Origin of the sequence: Novosphingobium sp. CF614, assembly GCF_900113255.1 — a bacterium.
Classification (GTDB): domain Bacteria; phylum Pseudomonadota; class Alphaproteobacteria; order Sphingomonadales; family Sphingomonadaceae; genus Novosphingobium.
The window spans coordinates 146,035-159,768 of sequence record NZ_FOOR01000004.1; the positions used below are offsets into that span (position 1 = coordinate 146,035).

Sequence of the window (13,734 nt, forward strand, 5' to 3'; positions counted from 1 at the left end):
ACGGTTAATGGCAAGCGGCAGTGCGTTGGGCGGATCGGCGGGTGCAAAGGCCGTCGTTACGCGCTTTGCGCCCTCGCCCACCGGCTACCTGCACATCGGTGGCGCCCGCACCGCGCTGTTCAACTGGCTCTATGCCCGTCACCACGGCGGCAAGTACCTGCTGCGCATCGAAGATACCGACCGCGTCCGCTCGACCGAATCCGCCATCGACGCGATCTTCGACGGGCTGTCCTGGCTTGGGCTGGAGGGAGACGAGGCGCCGGTCTTCCAGTTCGCGCGCTCTCCCCGCCACGCCGAAGTCGCCGCCGAGCTCCTTGCCGGCGGGCATGCCTATCGCTGCTACCTGACGCCGGAAGAACTGGCTGCCCGCCGCCAAAAGGCCCAGGAAGAGCGCCGCCCTTTCCGCATCGAGAGCGAATGGCGCGATGCCGATCCGTCCACCTGGCCGGAAGGGCAGCCCTACGTCGTGCGCATCAAGGCCCCGCGTGAGGGCGAATCGGCGATCGACGATCTCGTCCAGGGCCGGGTGACCGTGCAGAACAGCGAGATCGACGATTTCGTCATCCTGCGCAGCGACGGCACGCCGACTTACATGCTGGCGGTCGTCGTCGATGACAACGACATGGGCGTGACGCACGTCCTGCGCGGCGACGACCATCTCAACAACGCGTTCCGCCAGCTCGTCGTCATCCACGCGATGGGCTGGAGCGTGCCGGTCTACGGGCACGTCCCGCTGATCCACGGCGCCGACGGCGCGAAGCTTTCGAAGCGCCACGGGGCGCTGGGCGTCGATGCCTACCGCGACGAACTGGGCGTGCTGCCCGAGGCCCTGTTCAACTACCTGCTGCGCCTGGGCTGGGGGCACGGCGACGACGAGATCATCGACCGCGCGCAGGCGGTGGAATGGTTCGACATGGCCGATGTCGGCAAGTCGCCCTCGCGCTTCGATCTCGCGAAGCTGCAGAATCTCAACGGACATTACTTGCGCGAGGCCGACGACGCCCGACTCGCGGCGCTGGTCCTGCCGCGCCTGGCCGGCGCCGGCGACCTTGCGCTGCTGACGCGCGCGATGCCGGTACTCAAGGTCCGCGCCAAGGACCTCAACGAACTTGCAGAAGGCGCCGCCTTCCTGTTCGCCAAGCGCCCCCTCGCCATGGACGAGAAGGCGCAAGGGCTCCTGACCGACGAGGCACGCGAACGCCTCGCCGCGATTCACGAGCGCCTGTCCGGACAATCCGGCTCGATTCCGGTCGACTGGACGCTGGACGGTCTGGAAGCCAGCCTGAAAGCAATGGCCGGGGAACTGGGACTGGGCCTCGGCAAGCTCGCGCAACCCTTGCGGGCAGCCCTGACGGGTCAGACGACTTCGCCGGGAATTTTCGACGTATTGGTTTTGCTCGGCCGGGAAGAGAGCCTCGCGCGCATCGGTGCGCAGGCAGAGGTTCCCGCTGGGTCGCAGGCATAAGGAGTAAGAACTGGTGGGTGATCAGGTCAAACTGAACGCTGGCGGCGCGGAATACGATTATCCTGTCCTTAAAGGCAGCGTGGGACCGGATGTCATCGATATCCGCAAGCTTTATGGGCAGACAGGGATGTTCACCTTCGATCCGGGCTTTACCTCGACGGCAAGCTGCGAATCCGCGCTGACCTATATCGACGGCGACGAGGGCGTGCTGCTGCATCGCGGCTATCCGATCGGCCAGCTGGCCGAGAATTCGTCGTTCATGGAAGTCAGCTACCTGCTGCTCAATGGTGAATTGCCGAGCAAGGATGAGCTCGAGAAGTTCCAGCTCACGATCAGCCGCCACACCATGCTGCACGAACAGCTGGCGACGTTCTACCGCGGGTTCCGCCGCGACGCCCACCCGATGGCGATCATGTGCGGCGTGGTCGGCGCGCTCTCGGCGTTCTATCACGATTCGACCGACATTTCGGACCCGGAGCATCGCAAGATCAGTTCGCACCGCCTGATCGCCAAGATGCCGACGATCGCGGCCATGGCCTTCAAGTACGCGGTCGGCCAGCCCTTCATCTATCCGGACAACAAGCTGTCCTACACCGGCAACTTCCTGCGCATGACCTTCGGCGTCCCTGCCGAGGAATACGAAGTGATCCCGGCGGTGGAGAAGGCGATGGACCGCATCTTCATCCTCCACGCCGACCATGAACAGAACGCCTCCACCTCGACCGTGCGCCTCGCCGGTTCCTCGGGCGCCAATCCTTTCGCCTGCATCGCGGCCGGCATCGCCTGCCTGTGGGGCCCGGCGCACGGCGGCGCCAACGAAGCGGCGCTGAACATGCTTAAGGAAATCGGCACGCCGGACAAGATCCCGCACTACATCGAACGTGCGAAGGACAAGAACGACCCGTTCCGCCTGATGGGCTTCGGCCACCGCGTCTACAAGAACTACGACCCGCGCGCGACGGTCATGCAGAAGACCGTGCGCGAGGTGTTCGAGGCGATGAAAGTCACCGACCCGCTGTTCGAAACCGCGCTGCGCCTTGAGGAAATCGCGCTGTCGGACCCTTACTTCGTCGAGAAGAAGCTGTTCCCCAACGTGGACTTCTATTCGGGCATCATCCTTTCGGCGATCGGCTTCCCGACCACGATGTTCACTGTGCTCTTCGCGCTCGCCCGCACGGTGGGCTGGGTAGCGCAGTGGAACGAGATGATCTCCGACCCCGGCCAGAAGATCGGCCGCCCCCGCCAGCTCTACACCGGCCCGACGCACCGCGATTACCTGCCGCTCGAGCAGCGCTGAACGACGCCATGCCATGCCCCGCCGCCCGGCCTCTCGATGATGACGAGAGTCCGGTGGCGGGCGTGAGAAGCGGGTGATTGACCTTCCGGTCAGCCGCGCCGATTGGCGCGCCGCCAGGCCGTGAAGTCTATCCGCACCAGGCGGCGCGCGCGGCAGATTTCCACGCAGAGTTCGCCCTCTCCCGTCCCTTCTTCGGCTTCGGCGTCGTAGATGAAGGACTGGCCCTGCGGGTGCTCCCAATCCTCGATCGTCATCAGCCGGCCCTCGCTGGTCAGCCAGCGCACATCGACCGGGAAACGCGCGAAGGACCGGAGCCGGCCGTGCCGCCGGGCGGACAGTTCGGCGACGTAGCCTTCCAGTTCGGCGTCGCGGCTCTCCCAGTCGACCCAGCCGATCGCGTTGTCCTGGCAATAGGCGTTGTTGTTGCCCTGCTGGCTGCGCCCGAACTCGTCGCCGGCCGTGAGCATGATCGTGCCGGTCGCCGCGAACAGCGTGCCCAGCAGGGCCTTGAGATCCGCCTGGCGCGCGGCGCGCACCGCGGGATCGTCGCTGGGGCCTTCCACCCCATTGTTCCAGGTGAAGTTTTCGCCGTGCCCGTCACGGTTGCCTTCGCCGTTCGCCTGGTTGTGGCGCTGCTCGTAGGCGACCACGTCGGCCAGCGTGAAGCCGTCGTGGGCGGCAAGGAAATTCACCGCGCGACAATCCGAATGCGGCCGGTGCGGGCCGAACACGTCGGACGAGCCCGCCAGCCGCGTCGCCAGCGTGCCGATGTCTTCCTCGCCTTTCCAGAAGCGGCGCGCATCGTCGCGGAAACGGTCGTTCCATTCCAGCCAGTGCGCCGGGAAGTTGCCGAGTTGATAGCCGGCCGGTCCGACATCCCACGGTTCGGCGATCAGCACGCGGTCAGCCAGCAACGGATCGTCCCCGATCTCGGCGAAGATCGGCGCGGCCGGATCGAAACCGGGGCCGCGCGCCATCACCGGGGCGAGATCGAAGCGAAAGCCGTCGATGCCGCAATGGGCGACGAAATGACGCATGGTGTCGAGCGCGAGCCGGCGCACCGCCGGGTTGGCGAAGTCCAGGGTGTTGCCGCAGCCGGTATCGTTTATCAGCGTGCCGTCCGGCGCATGGGCATAGGCCGCGTTGTCCAGGCCGCGGAGCGATAGCACGCCGCCGTGCACGTCGCTTTCCCCGGAATGGTTGAAGACGATATCGAGCAGCACCCCGATCCCTTCGGCATGGAGCGCGGACACCGTATCGCGCAGTTCCGCGACGCCGCCGGGGCACAGGCCGGGATCGAGCGCCATCATCGCCACCGGATTGTATCCCCAGGCGTTGACGAGGCCGAGCGGACGCAAGTGGCGTTCGTCGATCCAGGCGACGACCGGCATCAGTTCGACGGCGGCGACGCTCAGCTTCTTCAGGTGGGCGATGACCGCCGGGTGCGCCAACGCGGCGACGGTGCCGCGCAAGGGCCCGGGCACGTCGGGATGGCGCATGGTAAAGCCGCGAACGTTGAGTTCGTAGACCAGCCCGCCGCGCGCGAAGCGGGGCGGCTCGTGCGGCAGCGGTGCGGCCGGCGCCGGCACGATCGCGCGCGGCACGATCGGGGCGGTATCCTTCCCGAGAGCGGCAAGGCGCGGGTCCTGCACGAAGCGCCGGTCCAGCTCGGTCGCATAGGGATCGACCAGCAGCTTGGCGGGATCGAACCAGTGCCCGCGCGCCGGCGCCCATTCGCCGGCCGCGCGGTAACCGTAACGGGCACCGGAGAGGTCTCCCGGCAGCTCGATCGTCCAGTCGGGCCCGCTGCGCGCCATCGGGTGGCGCGTTTCCCCGCCATCGGCGAAAAGGCACAGCCATACCATGTCGGCATGGGGCGAACGCACCGCGAAACGCGTCGTTTCCGCGCCGACGACAGCACCCAGTGCGTTCATGCCATCAGCGAGCGGTAGAGATCGGCATAGGCCTTGCCGCTGGCCTTCCAGGAGAAGTCGCACTTCATCGCATTCCTTTGGATACGTTCCCAGGTCTCACGCTGGTGGTAGAGGGCTACCGTGCGCGTAAGCGCGGCGGCGAGACCATCGTAATTGACCCCGTCGAACTGCACGCCGGTGGCGCAGCCGGCGGCGAGGGCGGCGGGATTGGCGTCGATCACGGTGTCCGCCAGCCCGCCGGTGCGCGACACCACGGGCAGGCAGCCATAGGCGAGGCCGTAGAGCTGGGTCAGGCCGCAAGGCTCGAAGCGCGAGGGGACGAGGATCGCGTCGCCCCCGCCCATCATGCGGTGGGAGAGATCTTCGTCATAGCCGATGCGCACGGCGATACGCCCCGGATGGCGCGCGGCGGCGGCGTGCAGGCCCTGCTCGATCTGCGCATCCCCCGATCCGAGCAGCGCCATGCGCCCGCCGATGCCGACGAGATGGTCGAGCACTTCCAGCAGGACGTCCATGCCCTTCTGCCAGGTCAGCCGGGTGACGACGATGAGCAGCGGCCCGCCGCGACCCTCCTCGTCCCCGGCGAGACCGAACTCGGCCGCCAGCGCGCGCTTGTTGGCGGCGCGCTTGTCCAGCGTGCGGAAACCATAGCGGGCCGCCAGCGCCGGATCGCCGGCCGGGTTCCACAAGCCGGTGTCGATGCCGTTGAGGATGCCGTGCACGGCGTTGCCCCGCGCGGCGATCAGCCCTTCCAGGCCCATGCCGAACACTTCCGAGCGGATCTCCCGCGCGTAAGTGGGGCTGACCGTGGTGACCGCGTCCGCGCTGGCGAGCCCGGCCTTGAGCATGCCCACGCCGCGGTGATATTCGACCCCGTCCAGCGACCAGGCCGAGGGCGGCAGACCCAGCTGCGAAAACACTTCCTGCCCGAACCAGCCCTGGAACGCCATGTTGTGGATCGTCACCACCGAGGGCGCTCGCCTGCCCTCGCCGAACGGGGCGAAACGAAGGTAGGCGGCCGCCATCGCGGCCTGCCAGTCATGGGCATGGACCAGGTCGAAGCCTTGCGGCTTGCCGCGCTTGACGATCGCCCCGCCGGCAATGTCGGCCGCCGCGCGGCCGAGCGCCGCGAAGCGCCGCCAGTTGTCGCTCCAGTCGCGCCCGGCCGCGTCGGTATAGAGCCCGCCGTCCCGGGCATAGAGGCTGGGCGCGTCCAGGATCAGGAGCGGATGGCCATCATCCAGACTGGCCGAAACCAGCCGAGCCGGGGTGCCGAGCAGCGAATCCCAGGAATGGATCGCCCGCGCCCGCCCAAACGCCTGCATGACCGCCGGATAGCCCGGCAGCAGCGTGGTCATTTCCACGCCGTGCGGCGAGAGCGCGCCAGGCAGGGCCCCGGCGACATCGGCAAGCCCGCCGGTCTTGACCAGCGGCACCGCCTCCGAGACGACGGACAGGACCTTCAGGGACACGCCGCGATCCCCGGACGGGGCGAGGAACGCGATGCGTTCGGACATGGCGTCATGTCAGCCGGTCGATCATCGGCTTGGTGATGAGGCATACGCCGTTGTCGGTGCGGCGGAAGCGCCGGGCATCGAGTTCCGGATCCTCGCCCACCACCAGGCCTTCGGGAATGCGCACGCCGGAATCGATGATGACCCGGCTCAGGCGCACGTGGCGGCCGATGTTGCAGTAAGGCAGGATCACGGCTTCATCGACGCTGGAATAGCTGCCCATCTTCACGCCCGTGAAAAGCAGCGAACGGCGCGCCATGGAGCCCGATACGATACAATCCTGGCTGATGAGCGAGGAGATCGCCTGCCCGCGCCGGCCTTCCTCGTCATGGACGAACTTCGCGGGCGCGGCGATCACCTGGTCGGTCCAGATCGGCCATTCGCGATCGTACATGTCGAGCTTGGGCACGGTGTCGGTCAGGTCCAGGTTGGCCTCGAAATAGGCATCGAGCGTGCCCACGTCGCGCCAGTATTCCTCGATCTCCTCGGCCGCGCGGATGCACGAATTGGTGAAGCGATGCGCCACCGCTTTCCCGTGCTTGACGATATGCGGAATGATGTCCCCGCCGAAATCGCGCTTCGAATCCGGATCGGCGGCGTCGCGGCGCAGTTCCTCGAACAGGAACCTGGTATCGAACACATAGATGCCCATGGAGGCGAGCGCATGATCGGGATCGCCGGGGATAGCGGGCGGATCCTTGGGCTTTTCGATGAAGGCGGTGATATTGTCCTGCTCGTCGACATGCATGACGCCGAAGCCGACCGCGTCCATGCGCGGCACGACCAGGCAGCCCACGGTAACGTCGGCGCCCGAATTGACGTGCTGCTGCAGCATCAACTCGTAGTCCATCTTGTAGATGTGGTCGCCCGCCAGGATCACCATGTATTTCGGGCTGTGCGCTTCTATGATGTCGATGTTCTGATAGACCGCGTCGGCCGTCCCCTCGTACCACAGCATCTCGGAAATGCGCTGGCTGGCGGGCAGGATATCGAAGCTTTCGTTGCGCTCGGGCCGCATGAAGTTCCAGGCACGGTTCATGTGCCGGATCAGGCTATGCGCCTTGTACTGCGTGGCGACGCCGATGCGGCGGATGCCCGAATTGATCGCGTTCGACAACGCGAAGTCGATGATCCGGCTCATGCCGCCGAAATAGACGGCAGGCTTGGCGCGGTTGTCCGTCAATTCCTTCAGCCGGCTGCCCCGCCCCCCGGCAAGGACATAAGCCATGGCATCACGCGCCAGTGGCTGTCCGATCGGCACCCTCATCCCTACACTCCATGTCTGTCCAATCCCTACCTCGACCTGGGCCCCGACCCAGGCCCGTCTTTGCCCATCCCGGGCCGCCTCTATCCCCCCTTTGTCCCCTCCTTATCCCCCCCTGGTCCCCCCGTTGTCCCCGCCTCAGCCCGCGTATTCCAGCATGACCGTCGCCAGGGGCGGCAACGTGACCAGGGCATGGCCGTCGGCCGCCTTGACCTGTCCGAGGTTGCCCTTCCCCGATCCCCCGTAATGCAGCGAATCGCTGTTCAGGATCTCGTTCCATTTACCCGCCAGCGGCAGCGGCAGGCGATAGTTGGTGCGCAGGGCCGGCGTCATGTTCGATACGACCGCGATCGGATTGACGCCAGCCGTCTTGCGCAGCCAGGCGAAGACGGAGTTCTCTGCATCGTCGACCACCAGCCACGCGAATCCGTCCGCCTCGCAATCGCCGGCGTGCAGCGCCCGCTTGTTGCGGTAGATGCGATTGAGATCCCTGACGAGGTTGCGCACGCCTTCATGCGCGGGCGCCTCGCGCAGTTCCCAGTCGAGCGGACGCTCCTCGCTCCACTCGCGGCGCTGGGCGAATTCCTGCCCCATGAACAACAGCTTCTTGCCCGGATATCCCCACATCAAGGCGTAATAGGCGCGCAGGTTCGCGAACTTCTGCCAGTCGTCGCCGCTCATCTTGCCGAGCAGCGAGCCTTTGCCATGGACCACTTCATCGTGGCTGAGCGGCAGCACGAAGTTTTCTGAAAACGCGTATACCAGGCCGAACGTCAGATCGTTGTGATGATAGCGCCGGTGCACTGAATCGCGGTTCATGTAGCGCAGCGTATCGTTCATGAAACCCATGTTCCACTTGAACCCGAAGCCCAGCGAAGTGGGCCGCGCCGCGCCCTCGCCCCCACCTTCGTAGGCCGGCTGGGTGACGCCGGGCCACGACGTCGATTCCTCGGCGATGGTCATGAAGCCGGGGTGCTGCCCGTAGAGCGCCCGGTTGGTGCCGCGCAGGAAATCCACCGCTTCCCAATTCTCGCGCCCGCCCGCCTCGTTGGCGATCCATTCGCCTTCCTGGCGCGAATAGTCGCGGTAGAGCATCGAGGCGACCGCATCGACGCGCAGCCCGTCCACGTGATAGCGCTCGGCCCAGAACAGCGCGTTGTTGACAAGGAAGCTTTGCACCTCGCGCCGGCCGAAGTTGTAGATCAGCGTGTTCCAGTCGGGATGGAAGCCGAGCTTGGGATCCTCGTGCTCGTAGAGCGCGGTCCCGTCGAACCGGATCAGGCCGTGCTCGTCGGTCGGGAAATGGGCGGGCACCCAGTCCAGGATCACGCCGATCCCGGCGCGGTGGGCGCCATCGACGAAGCGCGCGAAGCCGGCCGGCTCGCCGAAGCGCGACGACGGGGCATAGAGCCCGGTGGTCTGATAGCCCCAGGAAGGATCGTAGGGATGCTCGCTGATCGGCATGAACTCGATATGGGTAAAGCCCATGTCGACCACGTAGGGGATCAGCTGCTCGGCCAGGTCGTCCCAGCTCAGGAACCAGTTCCAGCGGTCGCGCTGCCAGGAGCCGGCGTGAACCTCGTAGATGGAGATCGGCACCTTGCGCGGATCGACCGACGCCCAGTGCGCCCGGTGCGCCTCATCGCCCCAGTCGAGCTTCGCCGGAACCGTCGTCATCGAGGCGTTGTTGGGGCGAATCTCCGACATGAAGGCGAAGGGATCCGCCTTGAGCGGCTGCACCGCTCCGTCGGCGCCGACCACGTGGTACTTGTAGGCCCGGTAATCGCCGATGTCGGGGATGAAGATTTCCCACACGCCGATGTCCTTGCGGCTGCGCATGACATGGCGCTTCGGGTCCCAGTCGTTGAAATCGCCGACAAGGCTGACCAGCCGGGCATTGGGCGCCCATACCGCGAAGTGGACGCCCTTCGCGCCCTGGTGCTCGACAAGGTGGGCGCCCAGCTTGTCGAACAGACGGAAGTGCGTTCCCTGCGCGATCAGCAGGTCGTCGACCGGCCCCAGCACCGGCCCGAACGTATAGGGATCGGTGACCAGCCAATCATGCCCACGCGCCGTGCAGCGATAGCGGATCGGCTGGGGCTTCACCGGCAGGCGGCCCTCGAACAGGAAGCGCTCGTCCCCCTTTGACAGCTTGCCCAGGCGGTGCCCATCGAGACTGAACGCCTCGGCTTCGTCCGCCCCGGGCAGGATGGCCCGAAGGAATGTGCCGTCAGGTCCGGAATGCGCGCCGAGTAGCGAGAAAGGATCCGCGTGAGTACCTTGAAGCAGGGATTCGATGGCGCTTTCCGATGGCTTCACAGGACCTTCCAGATTTCCCTGGCATATTCCGCGATCGTGCGGTCGGACGAGAACCAGCCGACATTCGCGATATTGCGGATCGCCGAGGCACGCCATCTCACGGGATCTTCCCAGCGCGCATCGACCGAACGCTGCGCGGCGGTGTAGCTGTCGAAATCGGCCGCGCACATGAACCAGTCCCCGGCATGGATACCGCCCATCAGCCCGGCGTAGCGCTCCGGATCGTCGGGAGAGAACACGCCGGACGCGATGGCCGAGAGTGCCTGGCTCAGTTCCCGCGATTCCTCGATCACCTCGCGCGGGTCATACCCATCGGCACGCTTCTGGGCGACTTCATCGGCGGTGAGGCCGAAGATGAAGATATTGTCATCCCCCACCCGCTCCTTGATCTCCACATTGGCGCCGTCGAGCGTGCCGATGGTGAGCGCGCCGTTGAGCGCGAATTTCATGTTGCCGGTGCCTGAGGCCTCCATGCCCGCGGTGGAGATCTGTTCGGACAAGTCGGCGGCCGGGATGATCCGTTCGGCCAGGCTGACATTGTAGTTCGGCACGAACACGACCTTGAGCAAGCCGCCCACCGAAGGGTCCGAATTCACGCGGCGGGCGATATCGTTGGCCAGTTTGATGACAAGCTTGGCGTTGTGGTAGCTGGGCGCCGCCTTGCCGCCGAAGATCTTCACCCGCGGCACCCAGTCACGCTCGGGATGGCTGCGGATCTGGTCGTAGAGCGCGACCGTCTCGATCAGGTTCAGCAGTTGGCGCTTGTATTCGTGGATGCGCTTGATCTGCACGTCGAACAGCGCGTCCGGATCGAGCCGGATGCCCATCGTCTTCTTAATGTAGTCCGCCAGCGCCACCTTGTTGGAACGCTTGACCTCGGCAACCCGTTCCCCCAGCTGCACGTCGTCGGCCAGGGCATTGAGATCGATCAGCTTCTCCGCATCGTCCAGGAAGCCATCGCCGATCGCGTCGCGGATGACCCTGGTCAGGCCGGGATTGCACTGCTGCAGCCAGCGGCGCGGGGTGACGCCGTTGGTCTTGTTGTTGATGCGGGTGGGATAGAGCCGGTGGAGATCGGCGAAGACCGTCTCCTTCATCAGCTCGGTGTGCAGCGCGGCGACGCCGTTCACCGAATGGGCGCCGCAGAAGGCGAGATTGGCCATGCGCACGCGCCGTTCGCCGCTCTCGTCGATCAGCGAGATGGCGGCGATCTGCGCATCGTCGCAGCCGGCGCGGCGCGCCTCGCGCAGGACGCGGCTGTTGATCGCGTAGATGATCTGCATGTGGCGCGGCAGCAGCCGCTCGAACAGCGGCAGCGGCCACGATTCAAGCGCCTCGGGCAGCAGCGTGTGATTGGTGTAGGAAATCGTGCGCTTGCAGATCTCCCACGCCTCGTTGAACTCGAGGCCATGGGCGTCCACCATCAGGCGCATCAGTTCGGCGACCGCCACCGAGGGGTGGGTATCGTTGAGCTGGATCGCGGCCTTTTCCGGCAGGGTGCGGATATCGCCGTCATACTGGACGTGCCGGCGCACGATGTCCTGGATCGAGGCGGCGGTGAAGAAATACTCCTGGCGCAGGCGCAGCTCCTGGCCGGCCGGGCTCGAATCCGCCGGATAGAGCACGCGCACCAGGCTGTCGGCGCGGACCTGTTCGGCCAGCGCGCCGAAGTGGTCGCCCGCGTTGAAGGCATCGAGCTTGATCGGGTCGAGCGGGCTGGCGGTCCATAGCCTGAGGGTATTGACCCGCTTGCCGCGCCAGCCGACCACCGGGGTATCGATCGCGGTCGCCTCGACATGTTCGGCGGGGTTCCAGATCACGCCGTCGCCCTCGGCCACGACCTCGCCGCCGAAGCCGATGCGATAGGAGCTTTCGAGCCGCTCGAATTCCCAGGGATTGCCATGGGCGAGCCAGGTCTCCGGCAGTTCCACCTGCCAGCCATCGTCGATACGCTGGCGGAACATGCCGTTCACGTAACGGATGCCGTAGCCGTAGGCCGGGATGTCGAGCGTGGCGAGACTTTCCATGAAGCAGGCGGCAAGGCGCCCGAGGCCGCCGTTGCCCAGCGCCGCGTCAGGCTCCATCTCCTCGATCGCGGCAAGGTCCAGCCCATGCGCGGCAAGCGCCTTTTCCATCTCGCAGGTCATGCCGATGTTGGAAAGCGCATCGCGCAGCAACCGCCCGATCAGGAATTCCATCGAGAGGTAGTAGACCCGCTTGCCGCCGGCATCGTGCGTGCGCCGGGTCGATTCGAACCAGCCGTCGATGATCTGGTCACGCAGGGCCAGGATCGAAGCGGTGTACCAGTCATGCAGCTTGGCCGCGCGCTCATCCTTGCCGACGCGGTGGCGCAGCACCTTCACGATGTGCTGGTCGAATTCCGAAGGGACGGCGGGCTTGAGGACGGAGACGGAATCGGTAGCCACGATAGCACTCCTTGACTGACCGGCGCGAGCACCTGTCGCAGGCCCTCGAGCGCGGCACCGGGTATCGCCTTGTGCGGGGGCGAGCCCCCCATTCTCTTCCCATCCTTCCGAACCATGGCTAGCACAGGCCGGGATTGCGGCAAGTGCCATTGTGCGGTGCCGCATGAATTTCGTCGTCGCCGTTCCGGGCGTGCCGCCACCGGGCGGCACCGCGATTGCGGGCTCAGGCCCGCGCGGAACGGATTTGCGCAATGGCAGCGCGCAGGACCCGAACCGCCGACCGCAGCACGATCAACGCCATCACGCTGCCGATCAGGATGTCGGGCCAGGAGGACCCCGTAACGCCGACCGCCGCCGCCGCCAGCAGCACGCCGCAGTTCGATACCACGTCGTTGCGCGAACATTCGAAAGTGCTGGCCATGTTCACGTCATGGCTCCGGAAACGCCAGAGCAGCGCCAGGCAGGCAAGGTTCGCCGCCAGCGCGGCGGCGCCGAACATCAGCATGAGCGACGAGGACGGCGCTACGCCGCTGCCGATCTTGATCGCGACGTTGACGACTATGCTCACGCCCAGCAGCAGGATGAAGACGCCCTTGAAGGCCGCCGCGCCCGCCTTCCAGCGCTCGCTTCGGGTGATCGCATAGAGGCTGACCGCGTAGACCAGCGCATCCCCCAGGTTGTCGAGCGCGTCGGCCATCAGCGCGGTGGAGCCGGCGACCAGTCCGCCGCCGAACTCGGCGACGAACATCACCGCGTTGATGAGCAGTACCGCAACCAGAACGCGGCGCTGGCCGGCCTCTTGCGCCAGCCGTTCGAGTTCCAGCCCCTTGGAAGCGCAACAATCATCGGACATGCCCGCCAGGATGCCCCTTCCCGCCGATGCTGGCAAGATCGCGGCCTCCCGGGCGGGTGTTTCAGCCCGCCGTCAGGCCCGCGGCGGCAACGCCGGCCAGCGCCGCTTCCTCATCCTTGTCCGAAAGATCGCCGCTGACGCCGACGGCGCCGAGCAGGGTGCCGGCCGCGTCCTTCATCAGGACCCCGCCCGCCGCCGGGATCAGCTTGCCGTTCCACGCCGCCGAAAGCGCCGCCATGAACTGCGGGCGATCCACCGCCATGTCTCCCAGCTTGCGACTGGAAATGCCCATGGCCAGCGCCCCCGCCGCCTTGCCCCCGGCGATGTCCGGGCGGCCATAGCCGGAGCCGTCCTCACGCTCCATGGCGACAAGGTGCCCCCCGGCGTCGAGCACCACGACGGTAAGCGGGTTGAGCCCCATCTCGCGCCCCTTGGCGCGAGTGGCGGCGATCACGGTACGGGCCTGATCGAGGCTAATCATGGCATGGTCCTTTGCAAGGAAGAGATTGGCTATCGGCCCGCCGCCTAGCCGCTGCCACCCGCCGCAGGCAAGCCTCGATCGGCTGAATCCGCCTGTCCGGCGGCGCCCGGCGACGGAATCGCCAAGGCCGTTAACGAGTCGTTTTCCAAAGGCTTACCCACTCCGTTCAGCACCGCCGGCC

Annotated in this window: 9 protein-coding genes; 2 read left to right on the forward strand and 7 right to left on the reverse strand. The window is 66.3% G+C overall.

The features are described from left to right. Positions 1–7: 7 nt before the first annotated feature. Complete coding sequence (gltX, locus tag BM052_RS06815) at positions 8–1,465, forward strand: glutamate--tRNA ligase (RefSeq protein WP_091144781.1); 1,458 nt, start codon at positions 8–10, stop codon at positions 1,463–1,465. 13 nt (positions 1,466–1,478) lie between these two features. Beyond that, positions 1,479–2,762 (forward strand): citrate synthase, encoded by a 1,284-nt coding sequence (locus BM052_RS06820; protein ID WP_091144783.1) that lies wholly within the window; start codon positions 1,479–1,481, stop codon positions 2,760–2,762. Positions 2,763–2,851: 89 nt separating this feature from the next. Here BM052_RS06820 and glgX read toward each other — a convergent pair whose 3' ends face one another. From glgX to BM052_RS06855, 7 genes are all read right to left on the reverse strand, one after another. Continuing rightward, the gene (gene glgX / locus BM052_RS06825; RefSeq protein ID WP_091144785.1) at positions 2,852–4,696 is read right to left on the reverse strand and encodes a glycogen debranching protein GlgX; all 1,845 of its coding nucleotides are present in this window, start codon (positions 4,694–4,696) and stop codon (positions 2,852–2,854) included. Next, positions 4,693–6,168, reverse strand: coding sequence for a glycogen synthase GlgA (gene glgA, locus BM052_RS06830; RefSeq protein WP_091145039.1), 1,476 nt, complete (start codon positions 6,166–6,168; stop codon positions 4,693–4,695). The genes glgX and glgA overlap by 4 nt, the downstream gene beginning before the upstream one ends. A 49-nt stretch (positions 6,169–6,217) precedes the next feature. Next, on the reverse strand, positions 6,218–7,477 hold the full coding sequence (gene glgC, locus BM052_RS06835; protein WP_091144788.1) for a glucose-1-phosphate adenylyltransferase: 1,260 nt from the start codon (positions 7,475–7,477) through the stop codon (positions 6,218–6,220). 135 nt (positions 7,478–7,612) lie between these two features. Further along, positions 7,613–9,793, reverse strand: coding sequence for a 1,4-alpha-glucan branching protein GlgB (glgB, locus tag BM052_RS06840; protein WP_091144789.1), 2,181 nt, complete (start codon positions 9,791–9,793; stop codon positions 7,613–7,615). Beyond that, a complete protein-coding gene (locus tag BM052_RS06845; protein ID WP_091144792.1) occupies positions 9,790–12,219 on the reverse strand; it encodes a glycogen/starch/alpha-glucan phosphorylase in 2,430 nt (809 codons plus the stop codon). The genes glgB and BM052_RS06845 overlap by 4 nt, the downstream gene beginning before the upstream one ends. Positions 12,220–12,442: 223 nt before the next feature. After that, positions 12,443–13,072 carry a cation efflux transmembrane domain-containing protein gene (locus BM052_RS06850; protein WP_091144795.1) on the reverse strand — a complete coding sequence of 210 codons (630 nt, stop codon included), beginning with the start codon at positions 13,070–13,072 and terminating at the stop codon, positions 12,443–12,445. A gap of 61 nt (positions 13,073–13,133) precedes the next feature. Then, entirely contained in the window at positions 13,134–13,553 is a 420-nt protein-coding gene (locus BM052_RS06855; protein WP_091144798.1) for a GlcG/HbpS family heme-binding protein, read from the reverse strand. Positions 13,554–13,734: the final 181 nt, after the last annotated feature.

What these genes read in the sequence shown, in the direction of transcription:
- gltX (WP_091144781.1), top strand. Translation starts at nt 8, where the DNA reads ATGGCAAGCGGCAGTGCGTTGGGCGGATCGGCGGGTGCAAAGGCCGTC.
- glgX (WP_091144785.1), bottom strand. Translation starts at nt 4,696, where the DNA reads ATGAACGCACTGGGTGCTGTCGTCGGCGCGGAAACGACGCGTTTCGCG.
- glgC (WP_091144788.1), bottom strand. Translation starts at nt 7,477, where the DNA reads ATGAGGGTGCCGATCGGACAGCCACTGGCGCGTGATGCCATGGCTTAT.
- BM052_RS06850 (WP_091144795.1), bottom strand. Translation starts at nt 13,072, where the DNA reads ATGTCCGATGATTGTTGCGCTTCCAAGGGGCTGGAACTCGAACGGCTG.
- BM052_RS06855 (WP_091144798.1), bottom strand. Translation starts at nt 13,553, where the DNA reads ATGATTAGCCTCGATCAGGCCCGTACCGTGATCGCCGCCACTCGCGCC.